Annotated in this window: 21 protein-coding genes and 1 tRNA gene; 5 read left to right on the top strand and 17 right to left on the bottom strand. The window is 47.0% G+C overall.

The window, feature by feature from the left end; genetic code table 11:
* Positions 1 to 75: 75 nt before the first annotated feature.
* Complete coding sequence (pepT, locus tag BN6539_RS06040; protein WP_067535162.1) at positions 76 to 1,299, bottom strand: peptidase T; 1,224 nt, start codon at positions 1,297 to 1,299, stop codon at positions 76 to 78.
* A 112-nt stretch (positions 1,300 to 1,411) separates the two neighbouring features.
* On the opposite strand from pepT, the gene BN6539_RS06035 reads away from it, so the two are divergent.
* Positions 1,412 to 2,794 (top strand): CD0519/CD1768 family membrane protein, encoded by a 1,383-nt coding sequence (locus BN6539_RS06035; protein ID WP_330385058.1) that lies wholly within the window; start codon positions 1,412 to 1,414, stop codon positions 2,792 to 2,794.
* A gap of 239 nt (positions 2,795 to 3,033) precedes the next feature.
* Here the strand turns inward: BN6539_RS06035 and BN6539_RS06030 are convergent, their stop codons facing one another.
* The gene (locus BN6539_RS06030; protein WP_067535159.1) at positions 3,034 to 4,365 is read right to left on the bottom strand and encodes a sensor domain-containing diguanylate cyclase; all 1,332 of its coding nucleotides are present in this window, start codon (positions 4,363 to 4,365) and stop codon (positions 3,034 to 3,036) included.
* 138 nt (positions 4,366 to 4,503) lie between these two features.
* Here BN6539_RS06030 and BN6539_RS06025 point away from each other — a divergent pair, with 138 nt between their 5' ends.
* Positions 4,504 to 5,229, top strand: a complete 726-nt coding sequence (locus BN6539_RS06025; protein ID WP_067535156.1) for an aspartate/glutamate racemase family protein — start codon at positions 4,504 to 4,506, stop codon at positions 5,227 to 5,229.
* 33 nt (positions 5,230 to 5,262) lie between these two features.
* On the opposite strand, the gene BN6539_RS06020 is transcribed toward BN6539_RS06025, so the two are convergent.
* A tRNA-Val gene (locus BN6539_RS06020) sits at positions 5,263 to 5,338 on the bottom strand.
* An 86-nt stretch (positions 5,339 to 5,424) separates the two neighbouring features.
* On the opposite strand from BN6539_RS06020, the gene BN6539_RS06015 reads away from it, so the two are divergent.
* Both BN6539_RS06015 and BN6539_RS06010 read left to right on the top strand, forming a co-directional pair.
* Positions 5,425 to 6,258: a helix-turn-helix domain-containing protein gene (locus BN6539_RS06015; protein WP_067535153.1), complete on the top strand. Its 834-nt coding sequence runs from the start codon at positions 5,425 to 5,427 to the stop codon at positions 6,256 to 6,258.
* A 50-nt stretch (positions 6,259 to 6,308) separates the two neighbouring features.
* On the top strand, positions 6,309 to 6,716 hold the full coding sequence (locus BN6539_RS06010; RefSeq protein ID WP_067538117.1) for a VOC family protein: 408 nt from the start codon (positions 6,309 to 6,311) through the stop codon (positions 6,714 to 6,716).
* 141 nt (positions 6,717 to 6,857) lie between these two features.
* Here the strand turns inward: BN6539_RS06010 and BN6539_RS06005 are convergent, their stop codons facing one another.
* From BN6539_RS06005 to BN6539_RS05960, 10 genes are all read right to left on the bottom strand, one after another.
* Positions 6,858 to 7,739 (bottom strand): EamA family transporter, encoded by an 882-nt coding sequence (locus tag BN6539_RS06005; protein ID WP_067535150.1) that lies wholly within the window; start codon positions 7,737 to 7,739, stop codon positions 6,858 to 6,860.
* 90 nt (positions 7,740 to 7,829) lie between these two features.
* Positions 7,830 to 8,735, bottom strand: a complete 906-nt coding sequence (locus tag BN6539_RS06000; RefSeq protein WP_182435652.1) for a DMT family transporter — start codon at positions 8,733 to 8,735, stop codon at positions 7,830 to 7,832.
* Between the two features lie 109 nt (positions 8,736 to 8,844).
* Complete coding sequence (locus BN6539_RS05995; protein WP_067535147.1) at positions 8,845 to 9,741, bottom strand: DMT family transporter; 897 nt, start codon at positions 9,739 to 9,741, stop codon at positions 8,845 to 8,847.
* Positions 9,742 to 9,855: 114 nt separating this feature from the next.
* A complete protein-coding gene (locus BN6539_RS05990; RefSeq protein WP_067535144.1) occupies positions 9,856 to 10,059 on the bottom strand; it encodes a hypothetical protein in 204 nt (67 codons plus the stop codon).
* A 12-nt stretch (positions 10,060 to 10,071) separates the two neighbouring features.
* Positions 10,072 to 10,563: a nucleoside recognition domain-containing protein gene (locus tag BN6539_RS05985; protein ID WP_067535141.1), complete on the bottom strand. Its 492-nt coding sequence runs from the start codon at positions 10,561 to 10,563 to the stop codon at positions 10,072 to 10,074.
* A gap of 3 nt (positions 10,564 to 10,566) precedes the next feature.
* Positions 10,567 to 11,205 (bottom strand): nucleoside recognition domain-containing protein, encoded by a 639-nt coding sequence (locus BN6539_RS05980; protein WP_067535137.1) that lies wholly within the window; start codon positions 11,203 to 11,205, stop codon positions 10,567 to 10,569.
* A gap of 13 nt (positions 11,206 to 11,218) precedes the next feature.
* Positions 11,219 to 12,379: a M20/M25/M40 family metallo-hydrolase gene (locus tag BN6539_RS05975; RefSeq protein ID WP_067535134.1), complete on the bottom strand. Its 1,161-nt coding sequence runs from the start codon at positions 12,377 to 12,379 to the stop codon at positions 11,219 to 11,221.
* 245 nt (positions 12,380 to 12,624) lie between these two features.
* The gene (locus BN6539_RS05970) at positions 12,625 to 13,545 is read right to left on the bottom strand and encodes a LysR family transcriptional regulator (RefSeq protein WP_067535131.1); all 921 of its coding nucleotides are present in this window, start codon (positions 13,543 to 13,545) and stop codon (positions 12,625 to 12,627) included.
* Positions 13,546 to 14,072: 527 nt separating this feature from the next.
* Entirely contained in the window at positions 14,073 to 15,140 is a 1,068-nt protein-coding gene (gene buk, locus BN6539_RS05965) for a butyrate kinase (protein WP_067535128.1), read from the bottom strand.
* A 1-nt stretch (position 15,141) separates the two neighbouring features.
* The gene (locus tag BN6539_RS05960) at positions 15,142 to 16,053 is read right to left on the bottom strand and encodes a bifunctional enoyl-CoA hydratase/phosphate acetyltransferase (protein ID WP_067535125.1); all 912 of its coding nucleotides are present in this window, start codon (positions 16,051 to 16,053) and stop codon (positions 15,142 to 15,144) included.
* Positions 16,054 to 16,347: 294 nt separating this feature from the next.
* Between BN6539_RS05960 and BN6539_RS05955 the strand changes: the two genes are divergently transcribed.
* Entirely contained in the window at positions 16,348 to 17,007 is a 660-nt protein-coding gene (locus tag BN6539_RS05955; protein ID WP_067535122.1) for a helix-turn-helix transcriptional regulator, read from the top strand.
* A 58-nt stretch (positions 17,008 to 17,065) separates the two neighbouring features.
* Here BN6539_RS05955 and BN6539_RS05950 read toward each other — a convergent pair whose 3' ends face one another.
* The 4 genes from BN6539_RS05950 to BN6539_RS05935 are packed head-to-tail and all read right to left on the bottom strand — an operon-like array spanning position 17,066 to position 18,923.
* On the bottom strand, positions 17,066 to 17,590 hold the full coding sequence (locus BN6539_RS05950; protein WP_067535120.1) for a GNAT family N-acetyltransferase: 525 nt from the start codon (positions 17,588 to 17,590) through the stop codon (positions 17,066 to 17,068).
* 5 nt (positions 17,591 to 17,595) lie between these two features.
* Positions 17,596 to 18,012 (bottom strand): regulatory YrvL family protein, encoded by a 417-nt coding sequence (locus BN6539_RS05945; protein ID WP_082907370.1) that lies wholly within the window; start codon positions 18,010 to 18,012, stop codon positions 17,596 to 17,598.
* Positions 18,013 to 18,016: 4 nt separating this feature from the next.
* Positions 18,017 to 18,718 (bottom strand): 5'-methylthioadenosine/adenosylhomocysteine nucleosidase, encoded by a 702-nt coding sequence (locus tag BN6539_RS05940; protein ID WP_067535117.1) that lies wholly within the window; start codon positions 18,716 to 18,718, stop codon positions 18,017 to 18,019.
* A complete protein-coding gene (locus BN6539_RS05935; protein ID WP_067535114.1) occupies positions 18,708 to 18,923 on the bottom strand; it encodes a DUF3791 domain-containing protein in 216 nt (71 codons plus the stop codon). The genes BN6539_RS05940 and BN6539_RS05935 overlap by 11 nt, the downstream gene beginning before the upstream one ends.
* Positions 18,924 to 18,925 lie beyond the last annotated feature (2 nt).

The raw sequence follows: 18,925 nt of genomic DNA, 5'->3' as shown, positions 1-18,925 counted from the left end.
CAGTTTCCATGTGAAGCTGTCGTCTTTTAACAACTTATGTTTACGACTGAAGACGTGATTTCATACGCCGCTTCTTTATGCTTCAAATTCCGCATACCGGCTGATGATTTTTAGAATCACCTCTGTACACTGATCCATATGGTCGATGTTGGCCACTTCTGTCAGAGAATGATGGTTAAAGGACCCGGTTCCCAGGTTGGGACAAGGCACACCTTTGTAAGAAAGCTCCGAACCGTCTGTCCCACCGCGAATAGCTGGAACGCGAGGGGTTACGCCGCATTGAGCGATGGCCTCCTTTGCAAAGTCGATCAGATGCATGTGCGGGCGCACCATCTCTGCCATGTTTCGATATCCGTCTTTGACTTCGGCACTGACAGTGCCTTCTCCATATCTCTGATTAAGTATCTCTGCCCCTTGCAGAGCCATTGTTTTTCGCTGCTGGTATTTCTCGTAATCATGCTCTCTGATGATGTAGTTCATCTGACAATGCCCGCAGTCGCCGCTGATGTGCATCAGGTGATAAAACCCTTCATAGTCCTGGGTGTGCTCCGGCCGTTCCCAAGGCGGCAGCAAAGCGTCAAATTCCATAGCGATCAGAGAGGCATTTTTCATTTTGTCTTTTGCTTCACCTGGGTGTGTTGAAACACCTTTGATGTCCACTGTCAGAGAGGCGCCGTAGAAATTCTCATATTCTATGTCGCCAAAGTCTGCGCCATCCACCGTATAGGCGAAGTCCGCGCCAAATGCAGGGACATCGAAATTGTCCTGGCTGGTGCCGATTTCCTCATCCGGTGTAAAGGAAAATGCGATTTTTCCGTGTTTAAAATCCTGGTGCTCAGCCATATATTCCAGTGCAGTGATGATTTCGGCTACGCCGGCCTTGTCGTCGCCGCCCAACAAGGTGGTTCCGTCCGTGACGATGATGTCACAGCCGATGGCGTTCTGCAGATTGCTGTCATTGGCAGAATCTAGCAGGACGCCAGGCGCCAACTCAATCTGGCTGCCGTCATAGTTTTCGATAATGCGGGGCGCTTTTGACGGGGACGGATGGGCATCGGAGGTATCCACATGAGCAATAAAGCCGATGACCGGCACTTCTTTCTCAATGTTGGACGGCACGCTGCCGTAGATGTACCCTTTGTCGTCAAGGCGCACGTCTTCAATGCCAAATCCCCTCAGTTCACTGACTAGGGCCTCCGCCAGCGTGCGTTGTCCCGGTGTGCTGGGCACGGTGGTTTGGCCTTCAAGGGACATGGTGTCAAACATGACATAATTCAGAAATCTTTCGTATGGTCTCATACATTCACCTCCAGATTGTATCTTCTAACTCTTATTTTAGCTGCAATGGAATAAAATGTCCAGTTCCTTACGGTGATCAGTTTCTTTGGACTAATCATCCAAGAGAACTGTCATGCAAGAGAACGCAGTTTCTGTCTGCAGGGCAGTGGCGCCGCGTTTCATTCTCTATCAATCTGGTTTTCTCATATATGTTATGAGAAACTTTCGCTTTTCTCATGCCACTTACGGTGCTACAATGATTCTATCAAAACATGGAAAGGTCGATTTTATGGAAAAGGTAACTACAGGTATCCCTATCAATACTACTGCTCATTCTGCATCTGGATCAACGCAGGAAAAAAGCGGTCCCCTTACGAAAAAGGCACTGAGTCTGGAAGCTTTGATTTTCCTCGGTATCTTTGCTCTGATCTTTGGCACCATCGGAGGGAAGATGGGTGCTGTCAACATGGTCAATACGCTGATGAACACAGCTTACGACCTTTTGATCAATACCGTATTTTACATCATGGCGATTGCGGTTTTGGCCGGTGCGGTCAGCGGCCTGCTCATGGAATTCGGCGTCGTAGCCGCCATCAACAAAATTCTTTCCCCTCTGATGAAGCCGCTTTACGGTCTGCCAGGCGCAAGTGTGGTCGGCGTCGTCACTACTTATCTGTCGGATAACCCGGCGATTCTAACCTTAGCCGGAGACGACAACTTTAAACGGTATTTCAAGAAGTACCAGCTGCCTGCCCTGACCAACATCGGTACAGCTTTCGGCATGGGAATGATTATCACTACCTTCATGATCGGCATCAAAACACCCTCTGGCGGCAGTTTTGTGACGGCAGCCCTGATCGGCAACCTGGGAGCCATTATCGGCAGCGTCATCAGTGCGCGTCTGATGCTTCTGAAGACGAAAAAACTCTATGGGACAGAAGCTCCCGCCACGACAAAAAATATCGGCGGCGGTATCTCCCTCGACGAGCGCGTCATCAGAATCGGCAGCGTAGGCGGCCGATTTATAGAGTCCATGCTGGAAGGCGGTAAGAACGGCGTCGTCATGGGCGCCTCTATCATCCCCGGCGTACTCATCATCTGTACTGTGGTCATGATGCTGACCAACGGTCCTTCTGACGACGGCACTTTTACTGGCGCAGCTTATGAGGGCATCGGATTTCTGCCCTGGCTGGCAGAAAAAGCGGAATTCATTCTCTCGCCTCTATTCGGTTTCACTTCTGCTGAAGGAATTTCAGTTCCGATTACGGCTCTGGGAGCAGCAGGAGCGGCCATCGGCCTGGTGCCAAAGCTGGTTGAAGGAGGCCTGGCCACAGGCAACGATATTGCTGTCTTCACTGCGATGTGCATGTGCTGGAGCGGCTATCTGAGTACCCATGTAGCCATGATGGATTCCATTCATTTTAGAAATCTGACCGGGCACGCCATCCTCTGTCATACTATCGGCGGTCTCTTTGCAGGCATCAGCGCCCATTTGCTCTATACAGTTCTATGCTGAAAATTTGATACTTAAGGAAGTTTATGTAAAGCCGCGTCGGGGTGGGGCCTTCTGCGATATGCAGAAGGCCCCACCCCGACTGCCGGTTAATCTTCCTGCAGAGCCGGTCAACATCTTCATTATTGTTGTAATAATATACACACTGATTTGAAGAAACCGTCTGCTGCGGTCAGCAAACGGTCTGATATAGCAGATTGGTTTTTTTGCAGAAAACTTTCTCTGATAACCTCTCCGCCTGGTCACCAATCTTTATTGCTGGCCATTTTTTCACGATACATTCTCTGGTCTGCAATTTTAATCAATCTATCCATACTCTGCTCATCATGAGGATATCTGGCATAACCACAGCTGACGGTTGGATATAGATGGATTTCATCTACGGCAAACGGCGCTTCTACGGCCTTCTTGATGCTTTTGCGCAGTCTGTCATACTCTGCGTCTTCATAATCTGCGGAGATAATTACGGCAAACTCGTCACCTCCGATACGGCAGGCATAGTCCTCATCCCGAATACTGTCTTGAATGCGCTCTGCTACTGCAATCAGCAGTTTATCGCCTACATCATGACCATAGGAATCGTTAACTACTTTAAATTTGTTTAAGTCCAAATAATACAGGCCAAAAGGCGTTTCCCTATGAATCAGCGTCTTCAGTTTGGAAGTCAGATAACGTTCATTATATAATCTCGTCATAGGATCTGTGTTGGCAAGCAGATCCAAGCCCTTTTTTTGTCTCTCTGATGTGACAAAGTAAAAGGCCAGCAATGCAGCCAGAATATCGATAAGCAGGGCGACTACGGCTTTGATGGCCAGAGAATGATTAGAAATCCACCCTTCAGTTGGGCAGATTGCCAATTTCCATTTCCCGCCCGGCACATCCACTCCAATTTCAATTGCATCTTCAGCCGTAATTTTTTTGCTGCCAGCAATAAGCTGCTTGCTGCCGTCCTCCATTATGCGTGAAATCTGATACAGATATCCTTCTTTCTTCAGTTCTTGCAGACCTGCTTTATCAAAGATCTCCGGTACGTCCATTACGGCAATGGCGAATCCCCAAAACGATTTCTGGTTATTCTGCGTCAGAAAAATAGGACGTCTTACCACCACTCCCATACCTCCCTGATACAGCTCAAAGGGTCCTGCTATCGTCATATTTCCAGTATCTTTGGCATATTCAGCCTCTTCCTTCCGGCCGGGATCAGTGAACAAGTTGCCAAAGGCCTCTTCATTTCCTTTTACTGGATAGACATATTTCACAACTCCCTTTGGGGCCATCTGTATGCTGCGAATAGAGGAATCGCTATCATAGAGTCGCTTTGCAGTATTTTCAAAGTCATGAATCATGCCTTTCTTTTCAATTACCATCATCTCCAAAATCTCTAGCTTGAGGAGCCTGGAATCTATGGAATATTGTAATTTATTGGCTTCACTTTCTAACAGGTATCGTCCGTGCTCGAGGTTGCTGGCCCGCTGCGAGTCGTTAATCCGTACCACTACGAAAGCTGAAAGGCAGGCAAATAAAAAGAAAATAACGAGCACTGCCCATAACCTACGTGAATTATGTAATTTCATCCATCCCACCTCCCTGTTCATCATACCATTTATTGCTAAAGATGACAATGAAAAGCGACTCAAACTGGCAATCTTCGACATTTGACAAGCGTTCTTCTCTAGGGTAAACTGAACAAAATAGGTAATCGGAGGTGTGATATGAAAACAATCGGAATGATCGGCGGTCTGTCCTGGCATTCTTCTCTTCAGATGTACGAATACATCAATAACTTTATTGCAGAGGCTTTAGGCGAATACAATTGTGCCAAGATGGTTTTAGCCAACGTAAATTTACAGGAGGTCTTCGTGACCAGAAAAGATGAGCAGGAAAAGGTACTGCTCGAAGGAGCAAAGCAGCTCGAAGCTGCAGGCTGTGACTTCTATATCATCTGCTCCAATACCATGCACAAACACGCCCCTTATTTACAGAGTAAAGTCAAAACACCTCTGCTGCATATTGCAGACGCCACCGCAGAGGCGATTTTAGAAAAAGGCATTAAAAAAATCGGTCTTATGGGAACACGTATCACCATGGAAGAGGATTTTTACAGAGGTCGTCTGGCGGAACAGGGCCTATCGGTGATGATTCCGACCCTTGAAGAGCGGAAATTCATCGACCATGTCCTCTATGACGAAACCGGCTTCGGTTTCGTGCGCGAAGAATCGTCAAAGCGGTTCTACCAAATCGCAGATAACCTGACAAGACAGGGTGCGGAAGGCGTCATTCTTGGCTGCACAGAAATCGGTCTGCTGATGCAGCAGGCGCATACGGACATTCCACTCTTTGATACGACCATGATTCACGGGCAGACTGCTGCAAAGATGGCGATAGAAGGAGATGCGCAGCGATCGTTTCTGTTTCAAAAACAGAAAACGCAAGACTGAATTTACTCAAAGTCTTGCGTTTTCAACTCTATGTGGTGATCTGTGGCGGGCTCGAACCGCCGACCTTCTGGTTGTCACCCAGACGCTCTCCCAGCTGAGCTAACAAATCATTTCGCTCATACATTTTACCACAGATAGTAGCGGAATGACAAGTACAATTATCAACTTTTTTATGATCCTGAAGGAAAAGAGAATATGATCAGCAGAAAAAGTCTAAAAGACATATCTGAATCCAGGACAAAACTCATTGAAGGAGAGGGTTTCGTCTATTTATTACCTTGTGAACCGCTCAGAAATTTCCTATCTAATTTTACCATCTCCTTCCCAAGGGAGGCTGGTATTTCAGACAATTATACCATTATGCCCCACGGCAGTGTCACGCTTGTGCTGTTTAAAGATACCAGCGGCCTCCATAGCTTCTTATTTGGTCCAACTACAAAACCGCAGAGAGTAGGCGATATTGCCAATACATGCAGCGCCATATTTATTATTGAATTCCAGCCAGCGGGATTCTATCCATTTTCTAACATTAGTCAGAAGGAACTGACAGATAAAATTCTGCCGTTCTCATCCGTAGATGATTTACTCGATCAGACAATACGGCGTATTTTCACTAATACCTCATCTGTGGATGAATTATTGCCAGCTCTTGAGAAATTCCTGGTTGCTAGTATTCGGTTTCAATATCCGGAAGAGCTTTCCCTAACCGTCAAGACAATCATTCAAACGGAAGGCATCATAACTTCGACAGAACTGTCAAATCAGGCGTTCTATAGTTCGCGCCACCTGAACAGACTCTTTAATCTATATCTCGGCATGAGTATGAAATCCTTCTCACGGTTGGTGAGAATCAACAAATCAATTCAGCTTCTGAACGAAAGCACCAATACGTTAGCCCGCATCTGTGAGAAACTAGGTTATTATGATGTTTCTCACTTTGTAAAGGACTTTAGGATGGTATGTGGTATTACGCCACAAGAATATCGAAATAAGATGTCCGATTTTTACAGTGAAATTGCAAAATTTTAAATCTATAATAGAGTCAGAAATTTAAGCAACACAGAAAGGAATTGATGGAGATGAAATTTGATGAAACGACGATTCGTATTTTGGTGCGGAAAGATTATGGAGAATGCTTTGATTTTTACACAGAGAAAATTGGATTGACTGCAGTTTGGGGTGATCGGAACGGTCCTTACACTTCCTTCGCGGTCAGCAGTGAAGCGTCGCCCTGCTTCGCTATTTTTGCAGGAAACGCCATGCCGATGTTTCAGGGGTATGAGCAGCCAAATACCAGGATGCAGCCCGACACAATCGCCGCAGTCATTCCTACAAAAGACTTGGATGGCGACTATCTGCGGCTGAAGGAGGCGGGCGTACTGTTTCTCGGTGAGCCACAGTATATTGAAAGCTGGGGTATGCGCTGCACCTATTTCCGAGATCCAGAAGGCAATTTATTCGAATTAAACGACGCCAGCAATGTATAAAGCCTTACGATTATGCTACCAAAATAGCAGCGATGTCTATCAATAACAAAGAAAAAAGAAGTGCACGATAGTAATCGGCACTTCTCTTTTTCTGTACAAAAACAACAACATTCATCCTATCCACTTCATCGCTGCATACTTTTATCTTCCCACTGCAAAGAGCACGACGCCTGCCACCAAAAGTGCAAAGCCGAACCAGCCTTTTTTCTGCAGTTTTTCGTGCAGGAAAATCCTCGACAAAATAATGGATATGACCATACCCATGCGGTAAATGGTCATGATGACTGCCGCTTTGCCGAGAAACAGCGCTTTGTAAACTAAAACATGTCCGGCGCCTGACGCTGCCGCGCCCAATAAGATAAACAGCCAGCATTTTGGCGCAATTTCTTTGAAACTGCTCTGTTTTTTCTTTGAAAAGAAGATAATCCAGAGGAGCACAACCACAATAATATAACGAAAAGTTGACGTGACATTCGTATCAATAGGCGCTTTGTCCGCTTTGACGATGACGTAAGAGACAGAGGCTAGGACAGCGGATATGGCCGCAAAGAGAATCCATCTCTGATCACTTTGCCATATTTTTTTGTTTTTTAACGCCGAAAGTTCTTCTCTGTCCATCATTAACAGCGTTCCCGTGATAATCATTACTGTTCCGATTATCATGAATAAAGTAATTTTTTCTTTGATGAAAACAGCGCAGAGAACCATAGAAACTACGATAGTCAAGCTTTGAATTGCCAGAAATACGCTGACGCTGCCGCCTTTGAGGCCGAGAAAGTAGAAGACCCAAGAAATTGATAGCACTGCGCCAGAGGCGGCAATAGAAATCCAAGTCCACATACCCATATCTGAAATCTGGTCAAATTTACCGGTGAACAGCGCAGTGCCGACGAAAGCCAACAATAATACGGAATTCGTCACTGCGCCAGTTACATAGGCATCCGCATCTTTGATGCCGATTTTGGATAATATAGTTGAGACACCGATGAACAGCGTCGAGATAACGGCAATGGTAAGCCACATAATTAAAACCGCCTTTTCTTCTAAAATCTCTACTATTATTTGCAGAGATGGCAGTTTCTAGTCGTGCAAAAAACATTTCAATTAAAACGCTTACTTCCTTTTCATATTTACACCGTAAGCGCCAACCAGTATCAGAACTGCGGCCATAACCTGCACGATTGAAAAGGATTCGCCCAAGTAGAAGACACCGCCGATAATAGCGGTCACAGTGGCTAGTCCAGCGAAGGCCGCTCTGCGTGTCGCACCGATGATAGAAATGGAATAATTAGCGCAGAAAAAAGCGACGACACTGCAGCCCAAGCTCAGATAGAGAATACAGATCAAAAAGTTGGTATCTGTAAAAGGCAGCGTTAAGTAATAGGCCAGGGTTCCTTTGATCGTATGCTCCACCAGGGCACAGCCAGTAAAGACGACGGCACCACTGGCAACCATGGCATAAGTTTTTTCTGCGCTGTTAAAGCCTTTCAGCTTCTGCGAGGTGATGGCGTAAGCGCTCTCACTGCACATGGCGCCAACAATAAACAGATACCCCAGCACATTGCTGGATGCCTGAAAGCCTCCCAATAGGCCGATAATCACTGCTCCCGTTACGGACATCATCATAAAAAAGACTTGTCTTTTGGTCGGTTTGTCCTTGAGGAAAATGGTGCTGAAAATCATGGTCACGATGGGAACGCAGGCTAAAATGGTGCCGCTTTCTGAGGCTGTGGTCAGACGGATGCCCAAGGTTTCCATCACAAAATAGGAGATAGGCTGAAAAAAGCTGAGCAGCAGCAGCGGACGCAGGTTTTTCCCTTTCAAGTCAATCTTTATGATGCCCAGAAGCGCACAAACCGTCATGGCCGCAAAAGCCGTCAAGCCGCGCCAGGACAGCAGGGTAAAGATAGAAATTGAAGAGACGCACATTTTGATGAAGATAAAGCTCAATCCAAATAAAATCTCACTGAAAAGCGCAATGAAGATTGCCCCCGCATACCTGTTTTTTCCCGTCATCATAGATTTCCTCCCTGCCGTTTGATTCATTGTAAACATTCTAACATAGTATCAGATGAAAGCCTCAGAATATCTTTATGTATCTTAGTAATTTAACATGCGCACGAAGAATTCAGGATTGTTTGGCAGCCTCGATTTGGGTTCTATTGATCTGCACGACTGCTCCGATGGAAATGATCATACCCAGAGCGGAGATGACGGTCGGTTTTTCGCTGAAAAAAACAATGCCAATCAGTATTGCGACTACTGGGTCAATGGACACCATAATGGAGGCTTTTCCGTTGTCCATGTACCGCATGCCCGCTGTGTACGCCAGACTCGGTATCGTCGTAGATAGTAAGCCGGCGCCTAAAATAGCCAAGACGACTGGAATGCAGTCTGCTTCCATCGCTTCTTTTATTTGTCCAAAATCTGTAAAAAAGACGCCGACAACTGCCGCTATAACAAACGTATAAAATTGTATCGTCAAAGACGGATAACCATAGTTGATGGCATATCTGGAAAAGATAGTATAAAGCGCGTATCCTACTCCTGAGCAGAGACCGATTGCCATTCCTTGAAAATTGAGCACTGCAGAGTTTTCAAAGATCCCGCTGACCAGCATGCATCCGGTGAACGCCATAACGAAAGACAACACTTTTATCTTCGTGATCTTTTCCTGAAACAGCACAGCAGAAAAAAGCATGATAAAAATTAGCGACGTATATAACAGCACGGCGGCAACAGAGAGGGAGGTGGTTTTTATCGTGATATAATAGAGTTGATTAGAAAGAATGACTCCCGCCATACCAGCACCAATAAAGGTCCAGCTATGTTTCAGTTTGAACTGAAACATCCTTTTGTCCCTGAACAATATAATCAAACCCATGGCGCAAATAGAGGTTATCGTCTTCGCTTCTACAATCTGCATGGAATCAACTCCATAGTTATTGAGCGCTTTGACGAAGACCCCTATCGCCCCCCAGGAAACCCCTGCCAAAAGGACTAAAAACAGCGCATACTTCTTCAAATACTGTACCTCCTAATCTAGCTTAAAACAAATTCTATATAACGGTAGGCGGTATGTCAAGAATTATATATAAAAACAGAGCATATGGAGGCATCCTATACTCTGTTTTGTCGTCTACTTTCCGGCTTGACGGCATTCTTTCTTTACTTCTATGTATTTTAACCTGGTGATGGAGACGGCCAGAAGTACCGCCGAAATGATGGCGCAGGTCAGAAGAAAAGCCTCTTCAATCTGAAAGACAAATTGATCCAGCAGCATCACGGTCACGATGAGAATCATGCCTGCCCGCTGCATGATCAGGGCGATTTGTTTTGACATTGTCCATCCCTCCTATTCGATACCCATAAAGGTCAAAATGATTTTCATCATAAACAGTGAAATCACTGCGTCAAAAAGAGGTACGGCGAGGAGTAGCCCGTGCCATTTCTTATCAGCATCGGCTACCAGCACGATTCTGGCATAGTGACCAATGAGGGTTCCCATGAGGATACAGGCTGGAAACAGCATGGTCGCCTGACCCATGGTGAGAATGCCGCTGGCATACATAGTCGCTGCTGTGCCGCAGCCTGCCGCTTTGGCAAAGAAGGCTGAAATCAGCACGGCGACAGCTTCCCCCGGCAGCCCGAAGACGCCCATGACTGGCGACAGCACGCTTCCCAGCAAATCCATGACGCCGGTGGCTTGTAAGATATAAACCAAAGTATATCCTAAAATCATGGCTGGAACGATATTTTTGATGCCTACTTCGAATCCCCTGTAGCAGCCCCCTAAGAACGTGCTGATGATGGACGGTTTTTTTGTTAATTGTTTATTCTCGCTCATGACTTACGCTCCTTTCTTCTTGTTAGACAGTCTTAGAATCAAACGAACCAGGTTGGCTCCGATCAGCTTGCAGACAAACTCGATGACGATGATGACTCCAAGGGCGATGGGACAAAAAGCGATAATCGGCGCACCACAGTTGATGGTATTGGTGATGCAGGCGGAAGCCGCGTATTGATAAGATACAAATATCGTTCTCTGGTCATCGGTGATATCTCCTGCCTCGTAGAGGTCCCGGGTCATGATGGCCGCCACGTCTGAGCCGTTAAAGCTGCTGACAAAAGCGACGCCGCATCTTCCGGGAATGCCGAGAAGGGGCTTTAGAATCGGTCTGAACACGACTTCTGAAGCGTCAAAGGCTTTCATCTGTTCAAAGACGCCCAGCAGCCCGCAAAAGAGCATGATGCCTGGCAGCAGATTGAGGCCTGCCATGAAACCATCTTTGGCGCCGCTTCCCCCGCTTCCCATAAAATTGCTCTCTGTATCGCCGATCAGTCCAAATGTTCCTGTTAAGTTGGTCAAATCCAGTATTTTCAGTGGTGTATCGCTGGTTCTGAATACACCGGATAATATGATGATAAAGAAAATTAAAGCAATCCATGCGCCGATTCCAATCTTTATTTTATCTTTTTTCTCTTCCATTGTTCTTTCCTCCTTATAGGGTATAAATCGAGCTGGCTGCCAAAAGCGTCCTGCTGAACAGGGAATCTACGACAGCAAATTCCTTTGCCGTATGATTTCCCTCTCCCTTGACGCCCATGGCACAGACCGCCGGTACGCCTTCTGTTACAGCGATTCCTGAATCAGATACACCGCCTACGGTAAAGGCGTGGACGTCTCCATATCCGCATTCCTGCGCCGTTCGCTTTACATGCTCAAACAGTTCCAATACGCTGCCTGTGCTTTCCATGCACTCCATCATCGCTTTGACCTCAGCCTTTGCCTCCGTCCCTTCCACATGGGTCCAGTCGGCTGCTGCCTGAATATCTGCAACGATTTCATCACGTATTGCTACTGATGGGAAGCGGAAGGCGATGACCACCTGGCACTCTCCCGGGATAGTGTTAGAATTGGTACCTCCAGTGATTTCGCCGCAGTTGATGAGCTTTCCCCGCTCCAGATCATTTTTGCCTTCCAGCTCCACGATCTTGTGAGACATCTCCAGGATCGCACTTCTCCCTTTTTCAGGTGCAATACCAGAGTGGGCTGCCACGCCGTGTACCGTCAAAACCGCCATTCCGCCGCCTTTTCTGCCTACTACCAGACCGTCATCCATATAGCCAGTTTCAAAGTTAAAAGCTGCTGCCGCGCCTTTTATCTCCTCTGTCAGAATCACTTTGGCGTTGGACAGCGAATGGATTTTTTCTTCATCTCCGGCAAATATGCACTTTATAGGATGCTTGTCGTAGCCCACAGCCTGCAGCGCTTTGACTGCATAGATTGCAATGACCAGTCCTGCCTTCATGTCCAGTACACCTGGTCCGTGGGCATGGCCTTCCTCGTCAATACGGAACGGATTTTCTCTTGCTGTGCCGTCAGAAAAAACAGTATCCATGTGGCCGATGAGGACGATGGGTGCAGTATCCGCTTCCTTATTCCATTCGCCGACCAAAACCGGCCCCGCCGGCCCGCTCTCGATGACCTTCGTCTGCATGTCCGCGGCACTCATCCGTTTCCGCAAGAGGGTACAGACTTCCATGACACCGGCAGCATTGTCAGTACCGCTGTCGATGTTCACAAGTTCCTCCCATAAGTCAATCATCTCCCGGCGGTGCTGCTCGATGTATTCATTGATCTTTATAAAAATTTCTTTCATATCGTATCGATCCTTTCCTTTACATGACTTTGGGCGCCTCGTCATTGTTTAATTGAATTTTATCAATTTTCTATCAACTTGTATAATTCACTTTTTTCCGACCTGAGTAATAACTTATTTTTATAGCAAACGGAATCTGTCACAGCCTCCAGCCAATCCCCCGCTCATCTGCAAGTCGAATCATAAATCAAAAACCGGGTACAAATGGTATCGATCACCATCTGCACCCGGCAGCATCTCATTTTCTATTTTCTTTCAAGTTCTGTCTCTGTCCACTCCTCCAGAAGATGTACAAATTCTTCCCCAATAAAGCTCAACGCGGCTGACTTCTTTTTAATCCAGCCCACCACCACATCTACATCACAGTTTCGGATTGGAATACTTCTGATGCCGAGATCCGCAAAGTCCCGGTTGCTCAGACCCGGTCCGAAGCGGTAAGCGTCTGTATGACGCATCACGTTTACTAGTCCGGCATTATCGCTGACATAAATGTGTTTCCGGCTGTCCCGGAGCAAAATCCCATCAATGCGCAGATAATTGGTTAGATTGGAATAGTGGTCGTCATGAAGCCTGACGATAGGATACTGAATCAGCTCCTCCATGGTGACCAGTTCTTTGTCGTACAAGGGACTATGTTCGCCCACATTTGCATACCAGGTGTCGTGTCCGAGGATTTCTAATGACAATCCCTTAAATTTCAGCGTGTTCTTTACTTCCCGCAGCTGGGAGTTATTGATCAGCAAAAAACCGATTTCATCCCTCCCCTCGTACACGTGATCAATGACCTGCATCAGCCTGTCCTCTTTCAGTCTGATAGTCACGTTCCGGTCCGATTGACGGTTATAGAAGTCGGCGATGATACGTGACATGGAAATCAGTGGATAGGATGCCACTGCCAAAGTCTGCAGTGCATCTTTGCCCTTGATATCTCTAATTAAATCCACATGTGACAGGATGACCTTGGCATATTCGTAGAGCTTTTTTCCGTCTTCGGTCATGGACACTCCTTTGTTGGTTCTGCGCAGCACTTCAGCGCCAATTTCCTGCTCCAGGTTCTGAATCGCCTTGCTCAGCGCCGGCTGTGTCACATAAAACACCTCTGCCGCTTTGTTCAGACTGCCCAGTTCTGCTACTTTGACGAAATATTCCAATTGCTGTAACTGCATGGTGTCACCTCCTAGTGCTCCTCTCAATATAGCACCTGGCGCAGCCTCAGTCAAGGCGACGGCTGGTACCCATACGGCAAGCGCTTGAATAAAAGATAAGATAAATGTACCTGAACCGAGTAATCCGCCATAAATGCTTGTTTTTTGGTCAATTCAGGCACTTTTTTGAGAAATATAAGCCTGTTTTTGGCTGATTAACCATAAAAAGTAAAAAAAGCGAATGGACCGGAATCATATATAGTAGGCATCTTCTGTATAAAAAGATGTTTTTAAGCTTTATTTAGTCAAATTTGAGCTATTTTGTTCCCGGAAGAGACTGCTGAAAGCTGAAATCTGCCATAAATGCACCTAAAATTGCTCGTTTCAGGCACTTTTGCCGGATTTAAAGCGAAGGGGAGGGGATATTTTAGGACTTCATGCATTTGCCATGCGGATACCCAAGAAAAACATGCCCGTCATGACAAAAAACCAGAGCCGCGTCTTTAGCGTCAGCTCTGGTTCAACTGCGATAAATGAAAAAACAATTATCACTCTAATATATGCGCTTTTTCCTGGCCTGTGATGACTCTGTGAATGCCTTTCGCCAGGGCTTCCATTTCGAAAGTGCCCGGGATCACTTTGACGGGAGCGATAAAAGCTACTCGCTTTTTCATCTCTTTCGTCAGATAATCAGAGTGCGCCATGCCGCCGGTCAGGATGATTTTGTCCACCTTGCCACAGACGATCGGGGCAAGCGAACCGATATCCGTCGAGAGCTGCATGATCATGGCGTCGATGATAGTTTTTGCCTGCGGATCCGATTCCGCTAATTTCTCAGCCTCTCTGAGATCATTGACGCCCAGATACGCGATGAGGCCACCCTGCCCTTTCAGCTTCTTCTGCACTTCTTTTTCTGTCAAGCCACTCCGAAAACAGAATTTGACCAGTTCTCTGCACGGCACACCGCCGGAACGTTCAGGGGAAAATCCGCCTTCGTCGTCACCGACAAATTCCACAACCTTGCCGCCTTTGATCAGATTAGAGGTAACGCCGCCGCCCAGGTGGCAGACGATGTAAGTCGTATCTTCCAGATTGACGCCGTCTCTCCTCGCCTGTTCGATGCTGACCGCACGGCTGTTGAGCACGTGGGTTAGGAAGGGCTTCTTAATCTCCGGCACGCCTGTATAGGTAAAAATCGGATCGGGCACACCGCACCCGCAGACCGCATCGTAGACATATCCGTGAATGCCTGTTCCAGCCTGCTCTGCCAACTCATAGGCGATGATCGGAGAGAGATTGGCCGGATGGGGAATCGTAGAAGTTCGGGAAGCTTCTGCAAAGACTTCGTCTATCAGATAAGCGCCGCTGTCAAGCTGCCCCACGATACCGCCTCTTGCAGCAATGGCCGCCAGATCAGTAAGTGTCAAATTCTGCTCTTTCAGATAATCCAGCACTGCAGCCTTACGAAAGTCCAGCTGATCGTTGATTTCCTTAAACCCTTTCAGATCTTCTGCCGGATGGTCGATGGAGGTGACATCAAGCGCTTTTTCTCCATCGTAGATTGCAACCTTCGTGGAGGTAGAACCAGGATTGATTACTAAGATATATTCTGCCATGTTATTTCGCTCCTTTCGCACAGGCCGCCGCCAAAAGCAGGGACTGACGTTTTTCTTTTTCTGTTGCGCCTCTGGAGGTCAATGCGATAGGCGCTTTTGCCCCCACGATCAGCCCCGCCATATCTGCCTCGGCAGAGAACAGCAGCGCTTTGCCCAGGATGTTGCCGCAAGGCATGTTCGGTACGACCAGGATATCCGCATTTCCCACCAGTTCGCTGTCAAAGCCTTTCTTATGAGCCGATTCTCTGCTCATCAAAATATCGTAAGACAAAGGTCCTTCCACGATGCAGTCCTTGATTTCGCCGCGCCTGTACATCTCTGTCAGTTCTGCAGCATCCACCGTCTCCGGCTGCTTGGGATTGACCTTCTCCACGGCGGCCAGAATGCCCACCTTCGGCTCGTCATAACCCATGTTCCGCAGGTTCTCCACCGCATTTTCGATGATTTCTCTTTTCTGTTCCAATGTCGGATACAGCACCATGCCGCTGTCCGTCAGCACGATGATCTTGTGGTAATTGGGGATTTTCAAGAACGCCAGGTGGCTCATCAATTTTCCTGTGCGAAGCCCGTTCTCCTCCGCAACAGCGGCCTTGAGCAGAATCCCTGTGTCTATCTTTCCTTTTAGAATAAAATCCGCCTGGCCGTCACGGACGCAGAGGCAGGCTTTCTTTGCCGCCTCTTCCAAAGTTTCAGCGTGGACAATAGGTGCGTCGTCCATTTCTCCGTGGAAGTGTTTGATTTCTTCTCTGATCAGTGCTTCGTCACCTACGAGGATTGCGTCGATCAAACCGTCTTTGCGGCATGCGTTGACTGCAGTCAGGGCGGATTTATCCTGTGCGGCTGCTACGACGACGGTCTTTTTCGAGGATGCGTGAAACGAACCCTCCAGCTCCTCAAAATTTCTAAATACCATTTGCGTGCCCTCCCATTTTTACAACTATTATCTAGTTAAAGAATATCACTTTTGCCGTCCCTGGTCAAATTCTTTTTTAGAATCAAAAACTTTTTGTTTGAATACTTTTGCACTGTTATGTGCGAAACAGCAAGTGTGCACAGAATTAAGCCGTTTTTGCTCTCAAATTTTTATTTTGATAATATAACTTTTTGTTTGATATATAGTTGCAATGCGAATCAAAACTTGATATAATGGAGATGTTATTTTTGGAAAGTGCCCTTACGGTCTAAGGGGGAAATCAGGAGACGATACATGATAAAGAATGAAAAGCAGCTAAAGCAGGTAGCCGATTTGATCGCCGCACAATTTGGCCCCAACACAGAAGTCGTCGTCCACGACTTTTCGGGCGATATCGACCACACCATCGTATACATCGTGAACGGCCACGTAACGGGGCGTCGTATTGGAGACGGGCCGACCCAGTCCTTCCTGCGCTACATGAAGCGGGAGACCCACGCCATGGAAAAGGTCCGCTATATTACCCACACCGCCGACGGGCGCATGGTGCGCTCCTCTACGGTCAATTTCTTCGATGAGGACGGCATTCTCAACAGTTCCATGTGCATCAACCAGGATATCACAGATCTGGTCGCGCTGGAAAACGCCATCAAAGGCATGTCCGATAACAAATATTTTGAAACCAACCGCCTTGCCAGTGACGACGAATTCGACAGGCCCGTCACTTCCATTCACGGCCTGATGGACAGCCTCATCGCCGAAGGCCTTGCCCAGATCGGTATGCCGCCGGACAAGATGAACAAAGAAGCCAAGATCAAGCTCCTGCGGTTTCTGGATGAACGCGGTGTGTTCATGATTCAGAAATCCGGCCAGACTGTCTGCGAGCTTCTGGATATCTCAAAATTCACATTGTACAATTATCTGGAAGAAGCCAGGGGAAAAGAAAAGAAATAAGACGACAACCTGCCTGCACCGCAATCAGTCTGTATGGATTGCGGTGTTTTTAATTGGACTAAACGTCTTCCATGACTACGTTTTTCAAGTAACCATCGAATTCTTCGTAGACGGCCTGCTCCAGCTTTGACGGCCAGGACATGACCACCAGGTCGTGTCCCTGGTTCCCCTGGCGGTAAGGCGGATGGACGTGGGAGAAGCTGTTTACATGAAATCCTGCCCGTTCATAGAAACCTTGCCGCCTCTTTGTCATCTCATCTGTCGGCGGGTCGATTTCCAAAATGAGCGTCTTTCCCTTTTCTTTCAGCAGTTCCAAGGCGCGCTGCCCATAACGCTGATTGCGTTGCCCGGGGTCAATGCAGAAATGCTCCACATAGAGAAAGCCCTCCGTCTGCCAGTACAGAATCATCCCCGCAAAGACTTCTCCATCGTAGATCAAATCAAAGTGGTAGTCCGGTGTGTCCATGATTTGTCTTTGGCCGCCTTCCTCCCTCTGTTCGTGCGCCGGAAAGCTCATCTTGTAAAGGGCCCTGGCCACTTCGTACATGGGATCTTCTGCAGATGTCATTCTTACAAAATTCATAGTTCTCACTCCCTCTCGTCAAAATCTTCCCTGGACAGCAGCGCCAAAATCAGACTGATTGCCAAAATGGAGGCATCTGTTGCTGTAACGCTATCCATAAAATAGTCTACAATAGCCATCGACACTGCCGTCACAGCAGTGTCTAATATTACAAATAATACTTTCGCCCCTCTAACTGTTATTTTTTCCAAGGACAACAGTGCTCTTGGAAATGCTTTTGCGATGGTTTCCGCTGGAAAGCCTGCAATGGCCGTGAATAGGAAGAACAAGACGATGCTGCCGGGCGACTCATATTCAAAACCGAAAACTTTCATGACTGCGCCGCCAAAATAGGCGATCATGGCGACAATTGCGACGATAATTCCAACAATTAGGCCGTAGGCTATGGCGGCTGTACACAACTTCTTTATTCTTTCTTTCAAAGTCCTACTCTCCAACCATTACCCTCATCTCTCTAATTACTTTCCTGATGAACCCTGCCGACAGTTCCGACGCTTTATCGCAGTTTTGGTCAAAGGTATCGATGCCGCTTTCTTCTCCTGTATCGGTGATGGTGCGGACAGCGATAAACGGAATCTGATTGACGTAGCACACATGTGCGATGGCGCCAGTCTCCATGTCCACAGCCAGCGGTTTATGTATCTGGTTGATTTCTGCCCGCTTTTCCTGGTCGATGAAAATCTCTCCAGTCATCATCCTTCCAAAGACCACCTTTTGGGCGCTTTGATCTGCCGCCTTTCTCGCCAGACCCACCAGTTTCTGATCCGATGCAAAATAGATAGATTTCATAAACGGATGATATTCTGTCAAAATATCACCTGACACATCCCAGTAAGCGGATTCTGTAGCCACCACTGTATCGAATACGTGCAGGCCATGATCCATGCCCCCGCAAGTTCCGCCGTTAATCATTACATTGCAGCCAAAGGTGTCGATCAAAATCTGCGCTGCGATAGCGGCATTTACTTTGCAGACGCCGCAGGCCAGTGCGACTACGTCGATTCCCTCTATCTGCCCTTCGTAGAACTTGAGCATCGCTTTTTCTGTGGTTTTCTCATTTGTAAGATACGACAAAACCGGGTTGATTTCAGCTTCCCCGGCACAGATAATTCCAATTTTATGTTTCATATCTTTCCTTCCTTTTGTTAATGTATTCATCAATATCCTCAATAATATATTTGTCACCTGTGGTATGCAGTGCTTCATAATACTTTATAATATAATCTGATACTCCGTACGTTTCAAATAGTTCTACGGTTTCTCGTCCAGTCATTCTCTTCTCCAGTTTATACCGTTCGATACAGTAAATCAAAAACTTACCTTCCTTACTCATGC

This window comes from Emergencia timonensis (assembly GCF_900086585.1).
Taxonomy (GTDB): Bacteria; Bacillota; Clostridia; order Peptostreptococcales; family Anaerovoracaceae; genus Senimuribacter; species Senimuribacter timonensis.
The sequence above is the reverse complement of the archived record's forward strand: the minus strand, read 5'-3'. Positions and strand labels throughout refer to the sequence as shown.